General features: G+C 68.5%; 14 protein-coding genes. 5 read left to right on the top strand and 9 right to left on the bottom strand.

The features are described 5' to 3' along the window. Positions 1–51: 51 nt before the first annotated feature. Complete coding sequence (locus K8P63_RS12455; protein ID WP_223796347.1) at positions 52–960, bottom strand: LysR family transcriptional regulator; 909 nt, start codon at positions 958–960, stop codon at positions 52–54. Positions 961–1,061: 101 nt separating this feature from the next. On the opposite strand from K8P63_RS12455, the gene K8P63_RS12450 reads away from it, so the two are divergent. The 3 genes from K8P63_RS12450 to K8P63_RS12440 are packed head-to-tail and all read left to right on the top strand — an operon-like array spanning position 1,062 to position 5,304. Continuing rightward, positions 1,062–1,733: an ABC transporter ATP-binding protein gene (locus tag K8P63_RS12450; protein WP_223796346.1), complete on the top strand. Its 672-nt coding sequence runs from the start codon at positions 1,062–1,064 to the stop codon at positions 1,731–1,733. A 2-nt stretch (positions 1,734–1,735) separates the two neighbouring features. After that, positions 1,736–4,243, top strand: a complete 2,508-nt coding sequence (locus tag K8P63_RS12445; RefSeq protein WP_223799817.1) for an FtsX-like permease family protein — start codon at positions 1,736–1,738, stop codon at positions 4,241–4,243. Beyond that, on the top strand, positions 4,243–5,304 hold the full coding sequence (locus K8P63_RS12440) for a lipocalin-like domain-containing protein (protein WP_223796345.1): 1,062 nt from the start codon (positions 4,243–4,245) through the stop codon (positions 5,302–5,304). Before K8P63_RS12445 ends, K8P63_RS12440 begins: the two co-directional genes overlap by 1 nt. A 1,159-nt stretch (positions 5,305–6,463) precedes the next feature. Here the strand turns inward: K8P63_RS12440 and K8P63_RS12435 are convergent. The 6 genes from K8P63_RS12435 to K8P63_RS12410 form a co-directional block, all read right to left on the bottom strand. After that, positions 6,464–7,675 (bottom strand): DUF5703 domain-containing protein, encoded by a 1,212-nt coding sequence (locus tag K8P63_RS12435; RefSeq protein ID WP_223796344.1) that lies wholly within the window; start codon positions 7,673–7,675, stop codon positions 6,464–6,466. A 90-nt stretch (positions 7,676–7,765) separates the two neighbouring features. Then, a complete protein-coding gene (locus K8P63_RS12430; protein WP_223796343.1) occupies positions 7,766–9,376 on the bottom strand; it encodes a hypothetical protein in 1,611 nt (536 codons plus the stop codon). Between the two features lie 89 nt (positions 9,377–9,465). Continuing rightward, the gene (locus K8P63_RS12425) at positions 9,466–10,143 is read right to left on the bottom strand and encodes a TorF family putative porin (RefSeq protein WP_263282638.1); all 678 of its coding nucleotides are present in this window, start codon (positions 10,141–10,143) and stop codon (positions 9,466–9,468) included. Between the two features lie 22 nt (positions 10,144–10,165). Further along, a complete protein-coding gene (locus tag K8P63_RS12420; RefSeq protein WP_223796341.1) occupies positions 10,166–11,374 on the bottom strand; it encodes a S8 family peptidase in 1,209 nt (402 codons plus the stop codon). Next, the gene (locus tag K8P63_RS12415; RefSeq protein WP_223796340.1) at positions 11,371–11,979 is read right to left on the bottom strand and encodes a zf-HC2 domain-containing protein; all 609 of its coding nucleotides are present in this window, start codon (positions 11,977–11,979) and stop codon (positions 11,371–11,373) included. The genes K8P63_RS12420 and K8P63_RS12415 overlap by 4 nt, the downstream gene beginning before the upstream one ends. A 1-nt stretch (position 11,980) precedes the next feature. After that, a complete protein-coding gene (locus K8P63_RS12410) occupies positions 11,981–12,592 on the bottom strand; it encodes an RNA polymerase sigma factor (RefSeq protein ID WP_223796339.1) in 612 nt (203 codons plus the stop codon). A 187-nt stretch (positions 12,593–12,779) separates the two neighbouring features. Between K8P63_RS12410 and K8P63_RS12405 the strand changes: the two genes are divergently transcribed. Both K8P63_RS12405 and K8P63_RS12400 read left to right on the top strand, forming a co-directional pair. After that, positions 12,780–13,412, top strand: coding sequence for a PEPxxWA-CTERM sorting domain-containing protein (locus tag K8P63_RS12405; protein ID WP_223796338.1), 633 nt, complete (start codon positions 12,780–12,782; stop codon positions 13,410–13,412). Between the two features lie 86 nt (positions 13,413–13,498). Next, a complete protein-coding gene (locus tag K8P63_RS12400) occupies positions 13,499–13,891 on the top strand; it encodes a cupredoxin domain-containing protein (RefSeq protein ID WP_223796337.1) in 393 nt (130 codons plus the stop codon). A gap of 56 nt (positions 13,892–13,947) precedes the next feature. Here K8P63_RS12400 and K8P63_RS12395 read toward each other — a convergent pair whose 3' ends face one another. Beyond that, positions 13,948–15,369, bottom strand: a complete 1,422-nt coding sequence (locus K8P63_RS12395) for an efflux transporter outer membrane subunit (RefSeq protein ID WP_223799816.1) — start codon at positions 15,367–15,369, stop codon at positions 13,948–13,950. A 2-nt stretch (positions 15,370–15,371) separates the two neighbouring features. Next, entirely contained in the window at positions 15,372–16,526 is a 1,155-nt protein-coding gene (locus K8P63_RS12390; protein WP_223796336.1) for an efflux RND transporter periplasmic adaptor subunit, read from the bottom strand. Between the last annotated feature and the right edge of the window lie 3 nt (positions 16,527–16,529).

Here is a 16,529-nt window from a genome sequence, read left to right as displayed (position 1 = left end):
GGCCGGCATTCCATGCTACGTTGCACGCCGCTCATCGTGGAGGCCGGAACTTTACAGCCCGAGCGGACGAAGCTCGCGGATCAGGTCGATCAACAGGCGAAGCCCCGTCGGCACCTGCCGCCGGCTGGAATAATAGATGTGGAAGCCCGGACCCGGCCCGGCCCAGTCGCCAAGCACCTCCTCCAGCGTGCCGGCGTCCAGCATTTCGCGCAGCAAGGGTTCCGGCCCGTACATCAGCCCGGCCCCGCGCATCAGTGCGCCCACGATGATGTGGCTGTCGTCGAAGGTGAGCGTGCCCGGCACCGCGATGCTGAGCGCTTCTCCGTTTCGCTCGAACTCCCAACGATAGATGCTGTCGTCGCCAAGGCGAAAGCGCAGGCAGCGATGGGCGAGCAGGTCGTTCGGATGGGAAGGGCGCCCGAACCGATCGAGATAAGCGGGCGTTCCCGCGACGAGCCAGCGGATATCTGCCGAGAGGCGCTGCGCCACCATATCCTCGGGCACGGTCCCACCATAGCGAATGCCCGCATCATAGCCGCCGTCAATGACGTCGGTCATCCGGTTGCTGACGCTGATGTCGAGCTCGACATCGGGATAACGCTCCACGAAGGGCGCGAGCACCGGTGCGATCAGCAGGGTAGCGGCATCGACCGGCACGTTGAGGCGGATGCGCCCGGTTGGCGCGTCGCGATAGCGATTGAGCCTCTCCACCGCCTCGGCGATCTGATCGAACGGGCCGGTGACCGCTGCCTGAAGCTCCGCGCCGGCGGCGGTGAGCATCACGCTCCGGTTGGTCCGGTTGAGCAGGCGCACGCCGAGCCGCGTTTCCAGACCTTTCAGGGCATGGCTGAGCGCCGACGCGCTGATGCCCAGTTCGAGCCCGGCCCGCCGAAAGCTCAGATGCCTCGCGATCGCAAGGAAATAGGTGAAGTCGGTGAAGTCGGATCGGCTGGTCGGCATCGCTCGAGATGTGAGCGCCCGGCTTCGAGAAGGCAATCTGCCGTCCGCGCAGAGCCGTTGCCGGGCCTTTCTGATAAGCGCGCTTGCGTCTAACTGGACATGTGCTGCCGCCTCTCCTCGACATCGACAATCTCCGCAAGACCGTGCCCGGCGGGCGGCTGCTGTTCGACGGTCTCTCGATGCGGCTTCGCGCAGGCGAACTGGTCGCGATCATGGGGGAATCGGGGGTCGGCAAGTCGACGTTCCTCAACCTGATCGCGGGACTGGATACGCCCGATGCGGGATCGGTCGTGCTGGACGGGACCGATCTCGCGACGCTCGACGAGGATGGCCGCGCCGCCTTGCGTCGCGCGCGGATCGGCTTCGTGTTCCAGGCCTTTCACATCCTTCCCCATCTTACCCTCGGCCAGAATGTCGGTTTGCCGCTCGCCTTGCTGCGTGCCGCACCGGCGGATGTCCGTTCGCGCGCCAAGGAATTGCTGACCGCGGTCGGATTAAGCGGACGCGATGCCGATTATCCGAGCCAGCTTTCGGGCGGCGAATTGCAGCGCGTGGCGATTGCGCGCGCGCTCGCGCACCGCCCGGCGCTGATCCTTGCGGACGAGCCGACCGGCAATCTCGATCCCGAGACGGCGGCGCGGGTGTTGGCGTTGCTGGTCGCGCAGCTGCGCGAGGCCGGGGCCAGTGCGCTGCTCGTCACCCATTCGGATGTCGCTGCCGCCTCCGCCGATCGCGTGATGCGCCTCACCTCCGCCGGCCTCGTCCCCGCGTGACGATGGCGCTCGACTGGCGGGCGACAGCGGTGCCGCGCTGGATGATCGTCGGTGAGTGGCGCGCGCATCCGGTGCGGATCGTGACCGCCGTGGTCGCCATCGCGATCGGGGTGGCGCTCGGCTTCGCGGTGCATCTGATCAATGCATCCGCGCTCGACCGGTTTGCGCGCGGCCTCGCCACCGTCAATGGCGGTGCCGATCTTCGGATCGCGGCGACCGGCGTGCAAGGCTTCGACGAGCGCGTCTATCCGCGGGTCGCCCGGCTGGCGGGGATCGCCGCCGCGAGCCCGGTGGTGGTGCTGCATGCGCGTCTCGACGGGCGGCCGCTCGATCTGCTCGGGCTCGACGTGCTGCGCGCGGCCGCGGTCACGCCGCTGCTGCTTGCCAGGCCGGAGCGGGAGAGGGGGCTCGCCTTGTTCGATCCGGACGCGCTGTTCCTCTCGCGCGCGGCGCTGGCCGGACATCATGTCGGCGACCATGTGGCGCTGGTCGTCGCCGGGCGCGTCGAGCGTTTCGCCATTGCCGGCCTGCTCCCCGGTGTCGATGGACGCGCGCTGGCCGTGATCGACATCGCCGCGGCGCAGGACCGTTTCGATCGCCTCGGTCGGCTCGACCGGATCGACCTGAAGCTCGCCGCTGGCGCCGATGCCAGGCGCGTGCGTGCGACGCTCGCCGCCACCCTTCCTGCCGACGCCGCGGCGGCCAGCACCGCCGACGATGCCAGCCGCACCGACGCATTGTCGCGCGCCTATCGCGTCAATCTCGACATGCTCGCGCTGGTCGCGCTGCTGACCGGCGCCTTCCTCGTCTATTCGGCGCAGGCATTGTCGATCGCGCGCCGCCGCGCCCATTTCGCGCTGTTGCGCGTGCTGGGCGCGAGCCGGGCGATGGTGATGGGGCAGATATTGGCGGAGGGGTTGGCGCTCGGTGTCGTCGGTGCCGCGATCGGGATCGTCGCCGGCCTCGGGCTGGCAGCCGGGGTGCTGCGGCTGGTCGGTGGCGATCTGGGGAGCGGCTATTTTGCCGGACAAAGCGCGCCGCCCCTGCTGTTCGCACCCGGCGCCGCACTGGGCTTTGCCGGGCTGGGCCTTGCCGCCGCCACGCTCGGCAGCCTGTTGCCCGCACGATCCGCGGCGCGGGTGACGCCGGCGGTGGCGCTGAAGGCGCTGGGCGATGCGGTCGATCCACGCCGCCGGCCGCCGATCCTGCCTGCGCTGCTGCTGGCGCTGGCGGGTGGGGCGTGCGCGCTGATGCCGGCGGTCGGCGGGATCGCGCTGTTCGGCTATGGCGCGGTCGGGCTGCTGCTCGCGGCGGGGATCGCGGCGATGCCGTGGCTGGCGCGGACGTTGCTGGCGCCGCTCGCCCGTCGCCACTTCGCCGCGCCTGTGGTCGAATTGGCGGTCGACCGTCTGTGGGGCGCACCGAGCCAGGCGGCCGTGGCGCTGTCGGGCATCGTCGCCAGCGTCGGGCTGATGATCGCGATGGCGGTGATGGTGGCGAGCTTCCGCGGATCGGTGGATGCGTGGCTCGACCAGATCCTTGTCGCCGATCTCTATGTCAGCGCGAATGGCGACACACCGTTCGATCCCGCGCTGCAGGCGCGGCTGAGCCGGCTGCTGGGGGTCGGCGCGATCACGTTCGGTGCGCAGCACCCGATCGTGCTGGCGCCGAACCGTCCGGCATTGACCCTGATCGTCCGCGCCGACCCCGACCACGCCGATCCGCCGCTGGGGCGCGTCGTGCCGCCCCCCGCAGGCGCATTGGCGGTGCGCGTGTCGGAGCCGGCGGTGCGGCTGTATGCACTCGCGCCCGGCGCGACGTTGACGCTGCCGTTGGGGGCGCGGCGGGTGCCCGCCTTCGTCACTGCCATCTATCGCGACTATGCGCGGCAGGATGGCGCAGTGATGATCGCCGGGCACGATTATGATCGGCTGACTGGCGACACCGCGCGCGGCGAGGCGGCGATCACGCTCGCCCCCGGCGCCGACCTCGTCGCGATCCAGGAGGCGTTGCATCGTGCATTGCCGGCCGCATTGGCCGACGAGGTGCAGATCGTGCCGACGCGGCTGCTCAAGGCGCGGGCGCTCGCCATCTTCGACCGCAGCTTCGCGATCACCTTCGGGCTGGAGCTGGTCGCGATCGTCGTCGGTCTCGCCGGCGTCGCCGCCACTGCCTCGGCGCAGACGATCGCGCGCACCCGCGAATTCGGCATGCTGCGCCATCTCGGCGTCACCCGTCGCCAGATCGTCGCGATGCTCGGCATCGAGGGGGCGCTGCTCGGGCTGGTCGGCGGGGTCGCCGGCGTGGCGCTGGGCTGCGGGCTGGCGCAGATCCTGATCCACGTCGTCAATCCGCAATCGTTCAACTGGACGATGGACACGCGGCTGCCGCTCGGGCTGCTGGCCGGCGTCGCGCTCGCCTTGATCGTCGCGTCGGCGGCGACCGCGATGCTGGCCGGGCGGCGCGCGGTCTCGGCCGATGCCGTGCGCGCGGTGCGGGAGGATTGGTGATGCGCCGACTATTCGGCGGGCTGGCGGCGCTCGCGCTGGTGGGTGCCGCGCCCGCCCCGCACTTCGCCGATGTGCGGCCCGGCGTGCCATTGGCCTTCCCGCGCGATCATGGCGCGCATCCGGATTATCGCACCGAATGGTGGTACGTCACCGGCTGGCTCGACGGGCCGGGCGGCAGCCATCGCGGCTTCCAGATCACCTTCTTCCGCACGGCGACCGGCATCGGCGCTTCGAGCCGCAGCGCGTTTGCCCCGCGCCAGATCCTGTTCGCGCACGCGGCCTTGTCCGATCCGGCGGTCGGTCATCTGCTGATCGGCGAGCGGATCGCGCGCGAGGGGCTTGGCCTCGCCGGCGCGTCGCGGGCCGATGCGGATGTGTCGATCGACGACTGGCACCTGCGCCGGGATCGCGACGGGCGCTTCGTCGCGCATGTCGCCGGCGAGGGCTTCGCACTCGACCTCACCTTCCGGCCGACCCAGGCGGTGCTGCCCGAAGGCGAGGGCGGCTACAGCCGCAAGGGCCCCGATCCGCGATCGGCCAGTCATTATTACAGCATGCCGCATCTCGCGGTCACCGGCACGGTCGTGCGGGGCGCGCGCGCGGATGCGGTGACGGGGGCTGCGTGGCTCGATCGCGAATGGTCGTCCAGCTATCTGCCGCCCGACGGGGCCGGCTGGGACTGGACCGGGCTCAATTTCGACGATGGCGGCGCGCTGATGGCGTTCCGCATCCGCCGCACCGACGGGGCGTCGCTCTGGGCTGGCGGCTCTTGGCGCGCCCCGGACGGGCGGGTGACCGTGCTCGGCCCGCAGGACATCGCCTTCGTGGCGCGTCATCGCTGGCGTTCGCCCCGCACGGGGGCGGTCTATTCGGTCGATCCTGTGCTGCGCATTCGCCTGCCCGGTGGCATCCGCAGCCTGCCGTTGCGCCCGCTGTTTCCGGATCAGGAGCTTGACGGCCGCGCAGCCGGCAGCCCGGTCTATTGGGAAGGCGCGGTGACGACGACCGGCGGCAGGGGCTATCTCGAGCTGACCGGCTATGCCGGCCATCTGCGATTGTGATCGACCGGGCGGCCCGGGCGTCAGTCGAGCCATTCGGGTAGCACGACGCGCGTGCGCGCGCTGGCAGGTTCGATCGCCAGCGCGACAAGCTTCCCACCGCGCAACGTCGCATCGACGCGCGTCGCATGCGGCGCATGAAGGCGGAACTCGACGTCCCAGTCGCGCGGCCATGCCGGGAACAGATGGATCGCGTCGCCCGGCGTCTGCATCAGCATCTCCTGCAGCCCGATCATGCCCGATCCGCCCCAATTATGATCGGGCGCCCAGTCATGCCCCGGCCCCCAGAAGCTCGGATATCGCCGCGCCGAATCGTCCAGCTTGAGCGCAGTGAGCCGGGCGGCCTCATCGGTCAGGCCCATGCGTGCGCAGAAGATCGCGTCCTGATGCCAGCTCTTGATGTCCTTCTGCACGGGGGTGTCGACGCCGTATTGCCACGTGTCGATCGCGATCTGCAGGTCGGGCCGCCCGACGCCATATTGGCCGTATGGAAAGACCGGGTAGAGCTGCGGGATCTCGACATTCTGGATGCGATCCCACAGCCGGGCAGGGGCGATGACGCGCCGGCCAGCCATGGTACGGAACGGGATCGGCGGCAGCGTCGCGCGCATCGCCGAATAACGCGCGCGCAGTTCAGCGCCGACCAAGGGCTCGGGCAGCGCGAGCAGCGCGGACAGGACCGCGTCGAGGCCCGCGATCGTCACCGTCGAGTCGAGCGCGTTCTTGTAGGTCTCGCACGCCGTGCCGGGAAACAGCACCAGCTTGCCGTCCTCGCCCAGCTCGCTGCCGGCGACGCGCAGATGCTCGCGGCGATAATGCTGGTCGAAGAAAGTGAGGCAGCTGTCGATGAAGATCAGGTCGCCCGAAACGTCGGCGGCGGTGAAGCGCCCGACCTCTAGCATCATCAGGCAGAATTCGAGAACCGTGTCCCATAGATGATCGACGAACGCGCTGTCCTCGACGCCGGGCAGCCGCGTCGCGGGCCGGTTCCAGCCGCGCGCCCAGCCCCATTCCTGGCCGCAGCACAGCCCGAAATTCTCGATCTGCTCGACGAAGCAGGCACCCTTGTGGCCCCAATAGGTCTGGCTGCGCAGCTCGGCCGTGCGCCGCAGGCGGCGGTAGAAATCCAGCTGGGGCAGCATGAGATCGGCATCGCCGCTCTTCAGCATCGGCCAATGAACCAGCCGTTGATTCTGTGCGGTGAATTCGCCGCCGCCCCAGGCGCGATAATCGGGCGACAGGCGCAGGCTGGGATCGGTGAATTCGGGATCGACGGTGAAATTGCCGCCGTTGAACTTGGTCGGCCAGCTGCCGCGGGCGTTGGTGCCGAGCTGGTGGCGGAAAAGCTGGTAGTTGCGCCCGATCCGCCATGGCTGGCTGTGCGGCCGGGCGGCCCCGGCTCGATCATGATGTAGCTGCGCGACCAGAAGGCACGCCACCAGCGCCGGCTGCGCGCGCGCGATGCCGCCGCGCCGACGTCGGCCGCGGCCAGCCGGCGCAGGCCGACCAGCCAGTCTTCGCGCGTGGCGGCCTGCGCCACGTGGCAATAGAGGCGGAGCGCGTGTGTGCGCTGCGGCTTCGCACTGGCCAGCGTCCAGCCGGTGAAGTCGGTGCTCGCGTAGCGCCCGTTCGTCTGACCTGCCGGCACCAGCCCGTCGCCACGCATCGATGTGCCGAAGGTCAGTCCGCTCAGCGGGTTCCACAGCTGATCCCTGACCGCGCCCATGCCCTGCTGCTCGACGAGCAGGTCGAAGACCGTGCCCTCGTCGCGGTTGCGATGCAGGCTGACCACGCCGCCGTCCGCAAAGCCGGTCGCGTCGGCATATTGGCGCGGCGTCACCGGGGCGCCGTCATAAGAGCGGTGCATCGACATTTCGGTCGGCAGATAATCGCGATCCGCCGTGCGCCAGCTTTCGAACGTCGCCGTGAGCGAAACTGGCGCGGCGCTTTCGCAGGCGACGTGTACCACGGGTGCCTCGGCATCGGCCCAGATCGTGACCGACACGCCGTTGCAGCTGATCTCGATCTCGCCGTCGAGCAGGCGCAATTCCTGCCGGAACGGCTTGCCGGACGCGAAGGGCGACGGATCGAGCCGCAGCCGCACGCGGCCGAGCTTCAGATAGCTGTTGGTCTCGTCGAACGCGCCGCTGCGGGCAATGTAGAACAGGATGTCGTCGCCTTCGACCCAGACGTTCAATCCGATGTCGCCGGCCCCGCATGGCATCGACGCGCCGGCATTGTCGCTGGGGCTGGTCCAGACCGGATTGTAGGTCGCGATGCGCCGGGCGGTCCCAGGCTCGTCATGGTAGGCGGCGGAGCCGGCGGCTGCGGGCGGAATGGCTGGCACGACGGCGGTGGCCGCCAACTGTTTCAATGTCTTGCGCTTATGCCTGTCCATCGTGGGACGTTCGCAGCCGTTCGACGCGGATGCAACGGCCGCCCGGACAAAGGGCGCGAGGGCGCGTCAATGCGCCGGCAGGATGAAGCCGTTGACCTGCGCCATCCAGCGGCTGGCCGGCGTCTCTGGGTCGCTCTCGGTCTGCCACACGAACCAGTCGGTATCGCCGCTGACTTCGCTCGCCACGTCGGCGAACTGATAGCTCAGGTCGCAGCCTGCGGCCGCGAGCGCATCGTGCATGGCGGCATAGCCGGTGGCCATACGATTGTCCGCGCGCATCCGGTGGCGCAGATCGAAGACGAAGGGGCGGTCCTGCGCCGAATAGCCGGTCAGCGGCATGGCATGGCTCCACTCGTAGACGCCCAGCCGCATATGCTCGGCGTCGAGCACCGTCTTCCATTGCTTGAACAGGCGTGCCTGGTCGGCGATCGAGCGATACGGCACTGTGGTCGTGAGCCCGGTGCCGTCCATCATCGCCCTGAATGCGGCATCCAGCCCAGCCGTGCCGCCCTTCGCCCAGGCGACGACCTTCGCGCGATCGACGTCATTCTCGGACGGAATGCCGAAATAGGCGGCGACCTGGCCGACATCGAAGCCGCAGTCGCCGAGCGTCTTGGCGTTGATGCCCAATTCGCGTGCCGCGAGCAGCGCGCCTTCCTTGCGATAGAGCGTCGAAGGCCAGACCGCCTGGAAGCCGAGGTTGGTCACCAGCCGGTCGCGCTTGCCGGCGAATGCCTTGATCGCACGCTGCATCACCTGGGTGGCGCGATAGGCATAATATTGCAGCGGGCGGCTGCCGCCCTGCGGCAGCTTGGCCATGAAGGCGCGCTCATTGCCCTTCTCGTTCGCCCAAACGCCCTGCAGGAAGGCCGCGTTGAATTGCCAGCCCATCTCGTTGCTGTAGGCGCATGAATAGCGACCGGTCAGCGTGTCGCGGATCTGGGCGACGAACTTGTCGACCGAGGCATTGTCGAACTGATGCGGCACCGGCAATTCGGCGATGCTTACCTTCAGGTCGTTCGCCAGCTTGCAGCAGGCCGCGACCGGCACGCCGGCATTGTAGGTGTTGTAGGTTTGGTCGTCGACCTGCGGCAGATCGGCGAACGTCTTGAACGGGCTGCTGTTGGTATGCAGCCAGTCCATGAAGCGGATCGCGCCGAAGCGCCGCAGCTTGTCGAGCATCGGCGCGCTGTAGATCGAGCCGTTCTCGAATTCGGACAGCCGATCATAGCGCACGACCCGGATATATTCGTCGGGCTGGAACGGTGAGCCCAGCGCGGTGATCGCGAGCGTGCCCATGCTCCAGTTCGGGTCGCTGCGCGCCCATTGATAGGGCTCGAACACCATCGTGTCGGACCGCGACAGCGCAGCGACGATGCCGGCGGTGGAGAAGGTCAGATCCCGCTTGTTGGTGAGCGCGACATAACGCTGGCCGGGCTTGCCGGCGCCGTCGGTGGGAAAGAAGCAGCCGACCTGTGTGGCGCCCGCCGGGATCGACGTTGGATAGCCGCGCGCGTCGACGGGCGCGGGGAAATCGGGCCGGCCGGGCATCGAGACCGTCCAGGGATCGGCGCCGAGCATGCGGTCCAGCATCAGGTGCGCCGTCCCGCCATAGGCGAAATGGCCGCCCGCCAGGTTGATCCCCACCGTGCGCGCATTCGGTGCCGGAACGACCATGGCAATCTCCATCTCAACCAGCGCAGCGCGGATGGCTGCCACAGCGGCGCCGACCGTAGCAAGCCCGATCGATCGTGTCTCCGAAAGGTCTAAAGCGGCAGGGATGCCCCGAGCGTCACGATGTGGTGGCCGTGATCGTCGCCACCATACCGGTCCGAACGGGGGCCGCCGACCGTCCAGCCCGCCTCGAGCTGGACGCGGCCGAGCCGCCGCGCAAGGCCGAGCCGCGTATCATAGCGGAGCTTCGGCACGGTAGCCGGGCGTCCGTCGCTCAGCCACAGGAGCAGGCCGCCGTGGAGCGCCAGGCTCCAGCGATCCGACAGCGGAAACTGATGTGCGATCTCGCCATAGGCGGTGACGTTTCCGCGTCCGAGCCAATCTGGCGACAGGCTGAGGCGCGCGCTCGACCGGTTGTCGGCAAGCCCGATATAGGCTTCGCTATAGTCGGCCTCGCGGCGGAGGCTCGAATGACGCGAGAAGCGGGTGTGGGTCAGTCCGGCATCGACGGTGAGATCCGGGCCGACGCGCCAGGCATAGCCGGCATAGGCCTGCGCGCTCAGAAATTGCGGCGTCGCGCCGCCCGCCAGCACGCTTTTGCCCTGCACGCCGACATAAGCGCCGCCAACGTCGTCATAAGCGAGATCGAGGCCGATCGCCGGCCGCCCTGCGCTGATCGACCGGCCGCGGAACGTTTCCTCGCTCGCGATCGCAACCCGCCCACCAATGTCGGCGATTGCGGGCGAGGCGGTCGTGAAAAGAAGCGCCAATGCAAGGCGGCTCCCGCATCGCCTAGCACGCGCTGTTGCACAGGCACTCACGGGCGTCATGGTCGCGCGTCAGGCTCAGGCAGGCGTTGACGAGGCCGCCACCCGCCGTCGCGAGCTCGATCGGGCGATCGGCCGGCTGCCCCTCGCGCAGCAACGCCAGCAGTCCGCTTACATGCGCTGCCGAATAGGAGCTGCCGTTGACGATCGACCATGAGCTTCCCGGCTCCGTAGTGGGAATGTCGCGACCCGGCGCAACATAGACCGGATTGCGGCCGCCGCGGACAGGCCGATCGCTGACGGCGATCACGCCCGTCATCGAAGCCGGAAAGCCGCCGTCCGCCGCCGCCGGATCGACCGCGGCGACGATCGCCCGGCCGCGTGCGAGACCTGCCTCGATCAGTCGTTGCAGAAGCAGATCGGGCGGCCCGCTCAGGCTCATGTTGATGATTGGGGCGCCGCGATTAAGCGCGAAGTCGAGCGCCTTGGCCAGGCTGAAGCTGTCGCAGACGGTGGGCGCATGAGTGGTCGCGCCGGTTTCCCAACACGCGCGCAAAGCAAGCAGGCGCGACGCGGGCGCGATGCCGACGATTCCCGCGCCGTTTCCACCCCGCGCGGCGATGATGCCCGCCACGCCGGTGCCATGCCATTCGGCGCGGAGCGGCACATGCCCGGTAAAATCCCGGTCGATCGATATCTGGCCGCGCAGATCGGGCTGCTGCGTGTCCACGCCGCTGTCGATCACCGCGACCGCGACACCCCTGCCGGTGGCGACCGCATGCAATTCCGCGAGCCGCCACGCTTTCGCCGCGGGTTGGGCCGCGAACAGCGGATCGTTATAGGCCGGCGGCGCGCCCTGCGTCTGATAAAGCCGAATAGGCTGCGACCACGCGACATCCTTGTCGGTGGTGACATCCACCGCCACGGCGCCGGCCGATCGTTCGGGCGACGTCCGCATCACGAAGCAGTCGATCCCCAAGATGGGCATCGGCCAATTCTCGATCACGGTAAGGCGGTGGCGCGCGGCCACGCGCCGCGCGATCCGCATCCGGGCGCTGGCGCCGAGCTCGTCGCTATAGCTGCCGCCATAGCTCTGGTCCGGCCGATAGTGCGAGGGTGCCGCCCGCAGCATCACGAGAATGCGATGATCGGAGTCCGGCGGCGCGGCGTACGAGGGTGCCGCCAGCAACAGCGCCAGCACGACCATCACGAACGCCGGCAGTCGCGGCCTCATGGATCGATCGGCTCCGCCATCGCGACGGCGGGCTGCGCGCGCAGGCGTGCGATCCGGTCCGCCCGCTCGCGCGGTGCGACACGAGCCAGCCACGCGCCCGCGTCGGTCGGCCCGTCGACGATCCGCGCATCGACGGATGCCAGCGCGTGCATCATCTCGTCCGCCTTGGCTTCGGGGCGAAACATGATGAGGGCGTTACCCCGCGCCGGCGCCGGCGTCGCGCTGAGGACGTGATAGGCGGCCGGGCGCCCGATTGGCGCGAAAGTAACGACCGTCGACACCAGCAGCACCAGCTGTGCGGCCAGCGCAAGCCCGATCCAGCGTGGTCGGCGGGCGAGCCGCGGGCCGAAGCTTCGCCGGCCCTGCGCCGGCTGGCGGGCGAGCCGCTGGCGCATGTCGTCCCAGCCGACCTCCACGTCGAGCGACAGGTTCGCGACGCGTCGCCCGATCGCTTGCTCGGTCGCCAGGGCGGCGCGGCATGCGCCGCAGTCCGCCAAATGGTCATCGACCTGACGGCGATCCGCGTCGTCCAGCTGCCCGGTCGCGTACCATGGCAGCAGCAATTGCGCCTCGTCGTGCGGGGTCGGTCGATCCAATTCGCTCATGTCAGCCGTCCCACAGCCAATCCTCCCGATCTCCGGCCATCAGCGCCCGCAATTTCCGACGGGCATGGAACATGCGGGTTTTAACCGTATCGACGGGGCACCCCATCACCACGGCGATGTCGCGATAATGGAGTTCGTGGAAATAGGTGAGGTCGATCACGGCGCGATGGTCGGCCGAAAGCTGTGCCATCGCTTCGATCAGGCGCCGGTGCGATTGTGATCGCCCCAGCGTCTCATCGGGAGCGGGCTCGTATGTCTCGTCCTCGTCGATGGCTCCTGCCTCGACGGGAACGTCCTGGCGCTGAAGCGCCTTCAGCGCCTTGCGATACGCGATTGCGAAGATCCACGTCGCCAACTTGCTCTCGCCCCGATAGGCGCCCGCTTTCTCCCAGATCACGACCATCGTGTCGTTCAGAGCCTCCTCCACGATCGTCGGCCGATGCGTGACACTCAGCAGGAACCGCGTCAGCCGCGGATGGAAACGGCGATAGAGCTGCTCGAACGCCGACAGGTCGCCGGCGCCGATCCGCGCGATCAGGGCAAGCTCGAACGCGCGATCGGTCGAGCCGCCCACAGCGCGTGCGCCGCGGCCCCAGATCGCCGGCCGGTTCAAGATCCCATCCCCATCGATATGTGAGTGCCTCTCTTCCGCCTTTTGGTTCAAAGCGTTCCGCACTTTATTTTCGGATCGTGCCGCGGACGTCCGTTGATCGCTCTACCGAAACATTTCGCCGATCGGATTGAACCTTTCGAGCGCGATCCGAAACCAACCGATCGAATGCAACGACGGGAGGTGGAACATGCGCAAATCCTTTAGCATCATCGCGACGGCGGCCAGTCTGTTCATGGCGGGCGGAGCGCTTGCCGCTTCGGTTTCGGATCCGGTCGGGGATTTCGCCAGCGGCTATGTCGGGCCGCATCAGGCGGACCTCGACGTCACCGGGTTCAGCGTCTCCTACGACAGCGCGGCCTCGTCGTTCCTGCTCGAAAGCACGATGGCGGGGCCGATCGATCCCAGCCTGCCCGGCTTCTACGCGATCGGCGTGAACACCGGAACGGGCCCGGCCAGCTTCGCCAGCATCGGCCTCCCCGGCGTCCGCTTCAATCAGGTCATCGCCGTGCAGAAAGCGGGAACGGCCGTCGTGAGCGGCAGCAGCCTTCCCGCCGGTTCGGTCACGATCGTGGGCGATCTGCTGAGCGTCGTCGTGCCGCTCTCGCTGCTTCCCTCGACCGGCTTCGCGCCCGAGGCCTACGGCTTCAACATCTGGCCGCGCAGCGGGGCCGGGGGCACCGAGGTGATCAGCGATTTCGCCCCCGACAATGCGACCGTCGCGGCGGCCGTGCCGGAACCGGCGGGCTGGATGATGATGATCCTCGGGTTCGGTGTGCTGGGTATCCGGATGCGCAGCCGCCTCGTGTCGAAGCCGGCCTGACCGACAGCCGCTTCGGCACCGGCCGGGTCCGGACCCTCCCCCTATCGGTCTGCGACCCGGCCACCCCATGGAGGCAAGCCATCCTTATGAAAGACGCGATCGCGGCGTTTCTGCTACTCACATCCTCCGCGGCAGGTGCCCAGCAGACCGATTGGTCGCGAGCTGCGCGGGTGGACGTCGATCTGTCGAGCTTCAGGTTTCGGCCGGCCATCCTGCATCTCAAACACGGCCAAGCTTACACGATCGTCTTTCACAACAGCGCCGATGGCGGCCACGATTTCGTGGCCAAGGACTTTTTCGCCCACGCGATGCTCGCGCCGGCTGCCCGCCGGACGGTCAGCGACGGTGAGGTCGAGCTCCATGGCGGCGAGAGCGCGACGATATCGTTGATCGCACCGCCGTCCGGAACCTACGAAGCCCATTGCTCGCATTTCATGCACAAGACGATGGGCATGACCGGCGAGATAATCGTGGAATGATCGCGCGACATCGCTGCCGGTAAGTCGCCGAGTGCGCTCGACCGATCGGATAGCCGCTAGGTCGGTCCGTTTGCCGTCCACCCGCCGCCGAGCGCCCGAATGAGATTGACCGCCGCGACGAAACGACGCGTCCGAATGTCGAGCGCCGCCTGCTGCGCCTGAAGCAAGGCCGTCTGCGCGGTGACCACATCGAGGTAGCTCGTTGCGCCATTGCTGTAGAGGCCCATCGCCGCGGTGGTCGTCTGCTGGGCCGCGGCGGCTGCCGCGCTCGACGACGTGCCCTCCTGCTCGAGCCGGAGCAGCAATGCCCGATTGTCCTCGACCTCCTTGAAGGCGGTCAGGGCGACCGACTTGTAATGGGCCGACGTCTCGCGGAAGCGGGCATAATTATAGGCAAGCTGGCCCTTGAGCTGCCCGCCGTCGAACAGCGGCAGGCTGATGCTCGGCCCCAACGACCAGAAGATGTCGGCGAGGCTGAACGGGTTGGTGCCCTGGCTCATCACGCCGCCATTCGCGCCAAGCGTGATCGTCGGATAGAAAGCGGCGCGCGCAACGCCGATCTCGGCATTGGCCGAGGCGATCGCGCGTTCGGCCGATGCGATGTCGGGTCGGCGCTGGAGCAGGGTCGCCGGAATGCCCTCCGGAATCGCCGGCAGCGTCATCGGCACGTCGGCCGGGTCCAGCGCGAAGGTTGACGGGCTCTCGCCGACCAGCACGGCGAGCGCATCGGCCATCAGCGCGCGATTTGCCTCGATATCGGCCGCGGCGGTCTTGGCCGTGTTGAGCTGCACCGACGCGCGCGATACGTCCATCTCGGCCGCGACCTTGCCCTTGTAGAGCGTCACGGTGAGATCGTAGCTTTTCTGATAGGCCGCGACCGTCCGGGTGAGAAGCAGCGCATCGGCGTCCAGCCCGCGCAGCTGGAAGTAGGTGCCGGCGAGTTGCGCCTCGAGGCTGAGCTGGATGGCGGCGCGATCGTCGTCGCTGGCCTGGGCGAGCGCCTTGCGGCTGTGCAGTGTGTTGCGCAGTTTGCCCCACAGATCGAGCTCGTAACCGGCGACGCCGTTGACCTGATCCGAGCCATAATTATCGGGCAGGTTCGAGCCGCGCAGCGGCCGATCGCGCGACTCCCGGTTCTGCATGGCATTGCCCTGCAGCCCGAGCGTGGGCAGCAGGCCGCCGCGGGCCTGCTCGACATAGCCACGCGCCTCGTCATAGCGCGCGACCGCCGCCTGAAGATCAGGATTGCTGCCGTCGAGCTTTTGCTCGAGCCGGTTTAGGATCGGATCGTCGAACACCGCCCACCAGGCGCCGCGCGGTGCGCCGTCCGACGGGGTCGCCGGCGTCCAGCCGGGCAGCGGCTTGTACGCCGCCGGCGTCGGCACCACGGGCGGATGATAGGCCGGCGCCAGATTGCATCCGGCGAGGAGGCTCGTCGCCAACAGGGCGAGCGCCGCGCGGCCGATCGTGGAGCGCATCGTCACGCGCCCGTGGCCTTGCCGAGCTGGACGTGGTCGCCGTTGCGCAAAGTCTCGGGCGGGCTGTCGATCACGCGATCGCCCGGTGCCAGACCGGCGACGACATCCACCTCGTTACCATAATCGCGGCCAAGCTTGACGCTGCGCAGATAGACAATGTTGCCGGCGCCGAGCACGGCGACCTGCGACCCCGCATTGGCGGTCGGAACGAGCGCCGTCGCCGGGATGCGGGTGGCGCTGCCGGTTCCGGCAGCTTGGAACACGACCTTGCAATAGGCGCCGGCGCCGATCGCGCCGCGGGGATTGGATGCCTGCAGCTGGACCAGCATGGTGCGAGTATTGAAGTCGAGCGCGTGCGAGATTGCCGCGATGGTGGCATGTTCGGTCTTGCCCGGCGTCTCGGGCAGGGTGAAGTCGACATGCTCGCCGGGCTTGAGCTTGGCGGCCAGCGTCTGCGGCACCTGGACGTAGATGCGCAGTTTGGTGAGGTCCGAAACCTCGAACAATTCCTGTCCGTTGGCACCTGCATTGATCAACGCGCCGATATCGGTCTTGCGCGCGGTGACGATGCCGGTGAACGGGCTGGCGATACGCTTATAGGCGACCAGCGCCTCGACGCCGCGAAGTTTGGCCAGACTGGCATCGACCACCGCGCGGTTGGCGGCGCTGGCGCCGACCTTCTCGTCGATGATCTGCTGCGACACCGCGCCGGTCTTCTGCAAAGCGGTCCAGCGCTGCGCGGTCAGGTCGGCGAGCTTGGCGTTGGCGCGCGCCATCTCCAGGTCGCCCTTCGCCTGCGCGAGCTGCTGGTCGAGATCGGGCGTGTCGACCGTCGCCAGCGTCTGCCCGGCCTTCACCTGCGTGCCGATGTCGGCCTTCCACGATCGCAGATAGCCGCTCACCCGCGCGTAGATCTGCGCCTTCTGGAACGGCTGGGCGGTGCCTGGTAGCTCGATGCTGCTGGCCTGGTCAGGCTGCATCTTGGCGAGCGTAACCGTCGGCACCGACTGCGCCTGCGACCATTGCGCGTTCTGATGCGCACCGTGTGCGCGCGAAACGAAACCGGTGCCCGCCACGACGGCGGCGACGGCGGCCGCGCCGATCCCGGCGGTGAGGAGGAAGCGCCGGCTGGGCGTCTTGGCTTGGAGCGTGGTCATGGG

It is taken from the genome of Sphingomonas nostoxanthinifaciens, assembly GCF_019930585.1.
GTDB lineage: Bacteria > Pseudomonadota > Alphaproteobacteria > Sphingomonadales > Sphingomonadaceae > Sphingomonas_I > Sphingomonas_I nostoxanthinifaciens.
Note: the sequence above shows the minus strand (reverse complement) of the source record. Positions and strands in the feature narration are given on the sequence as shown.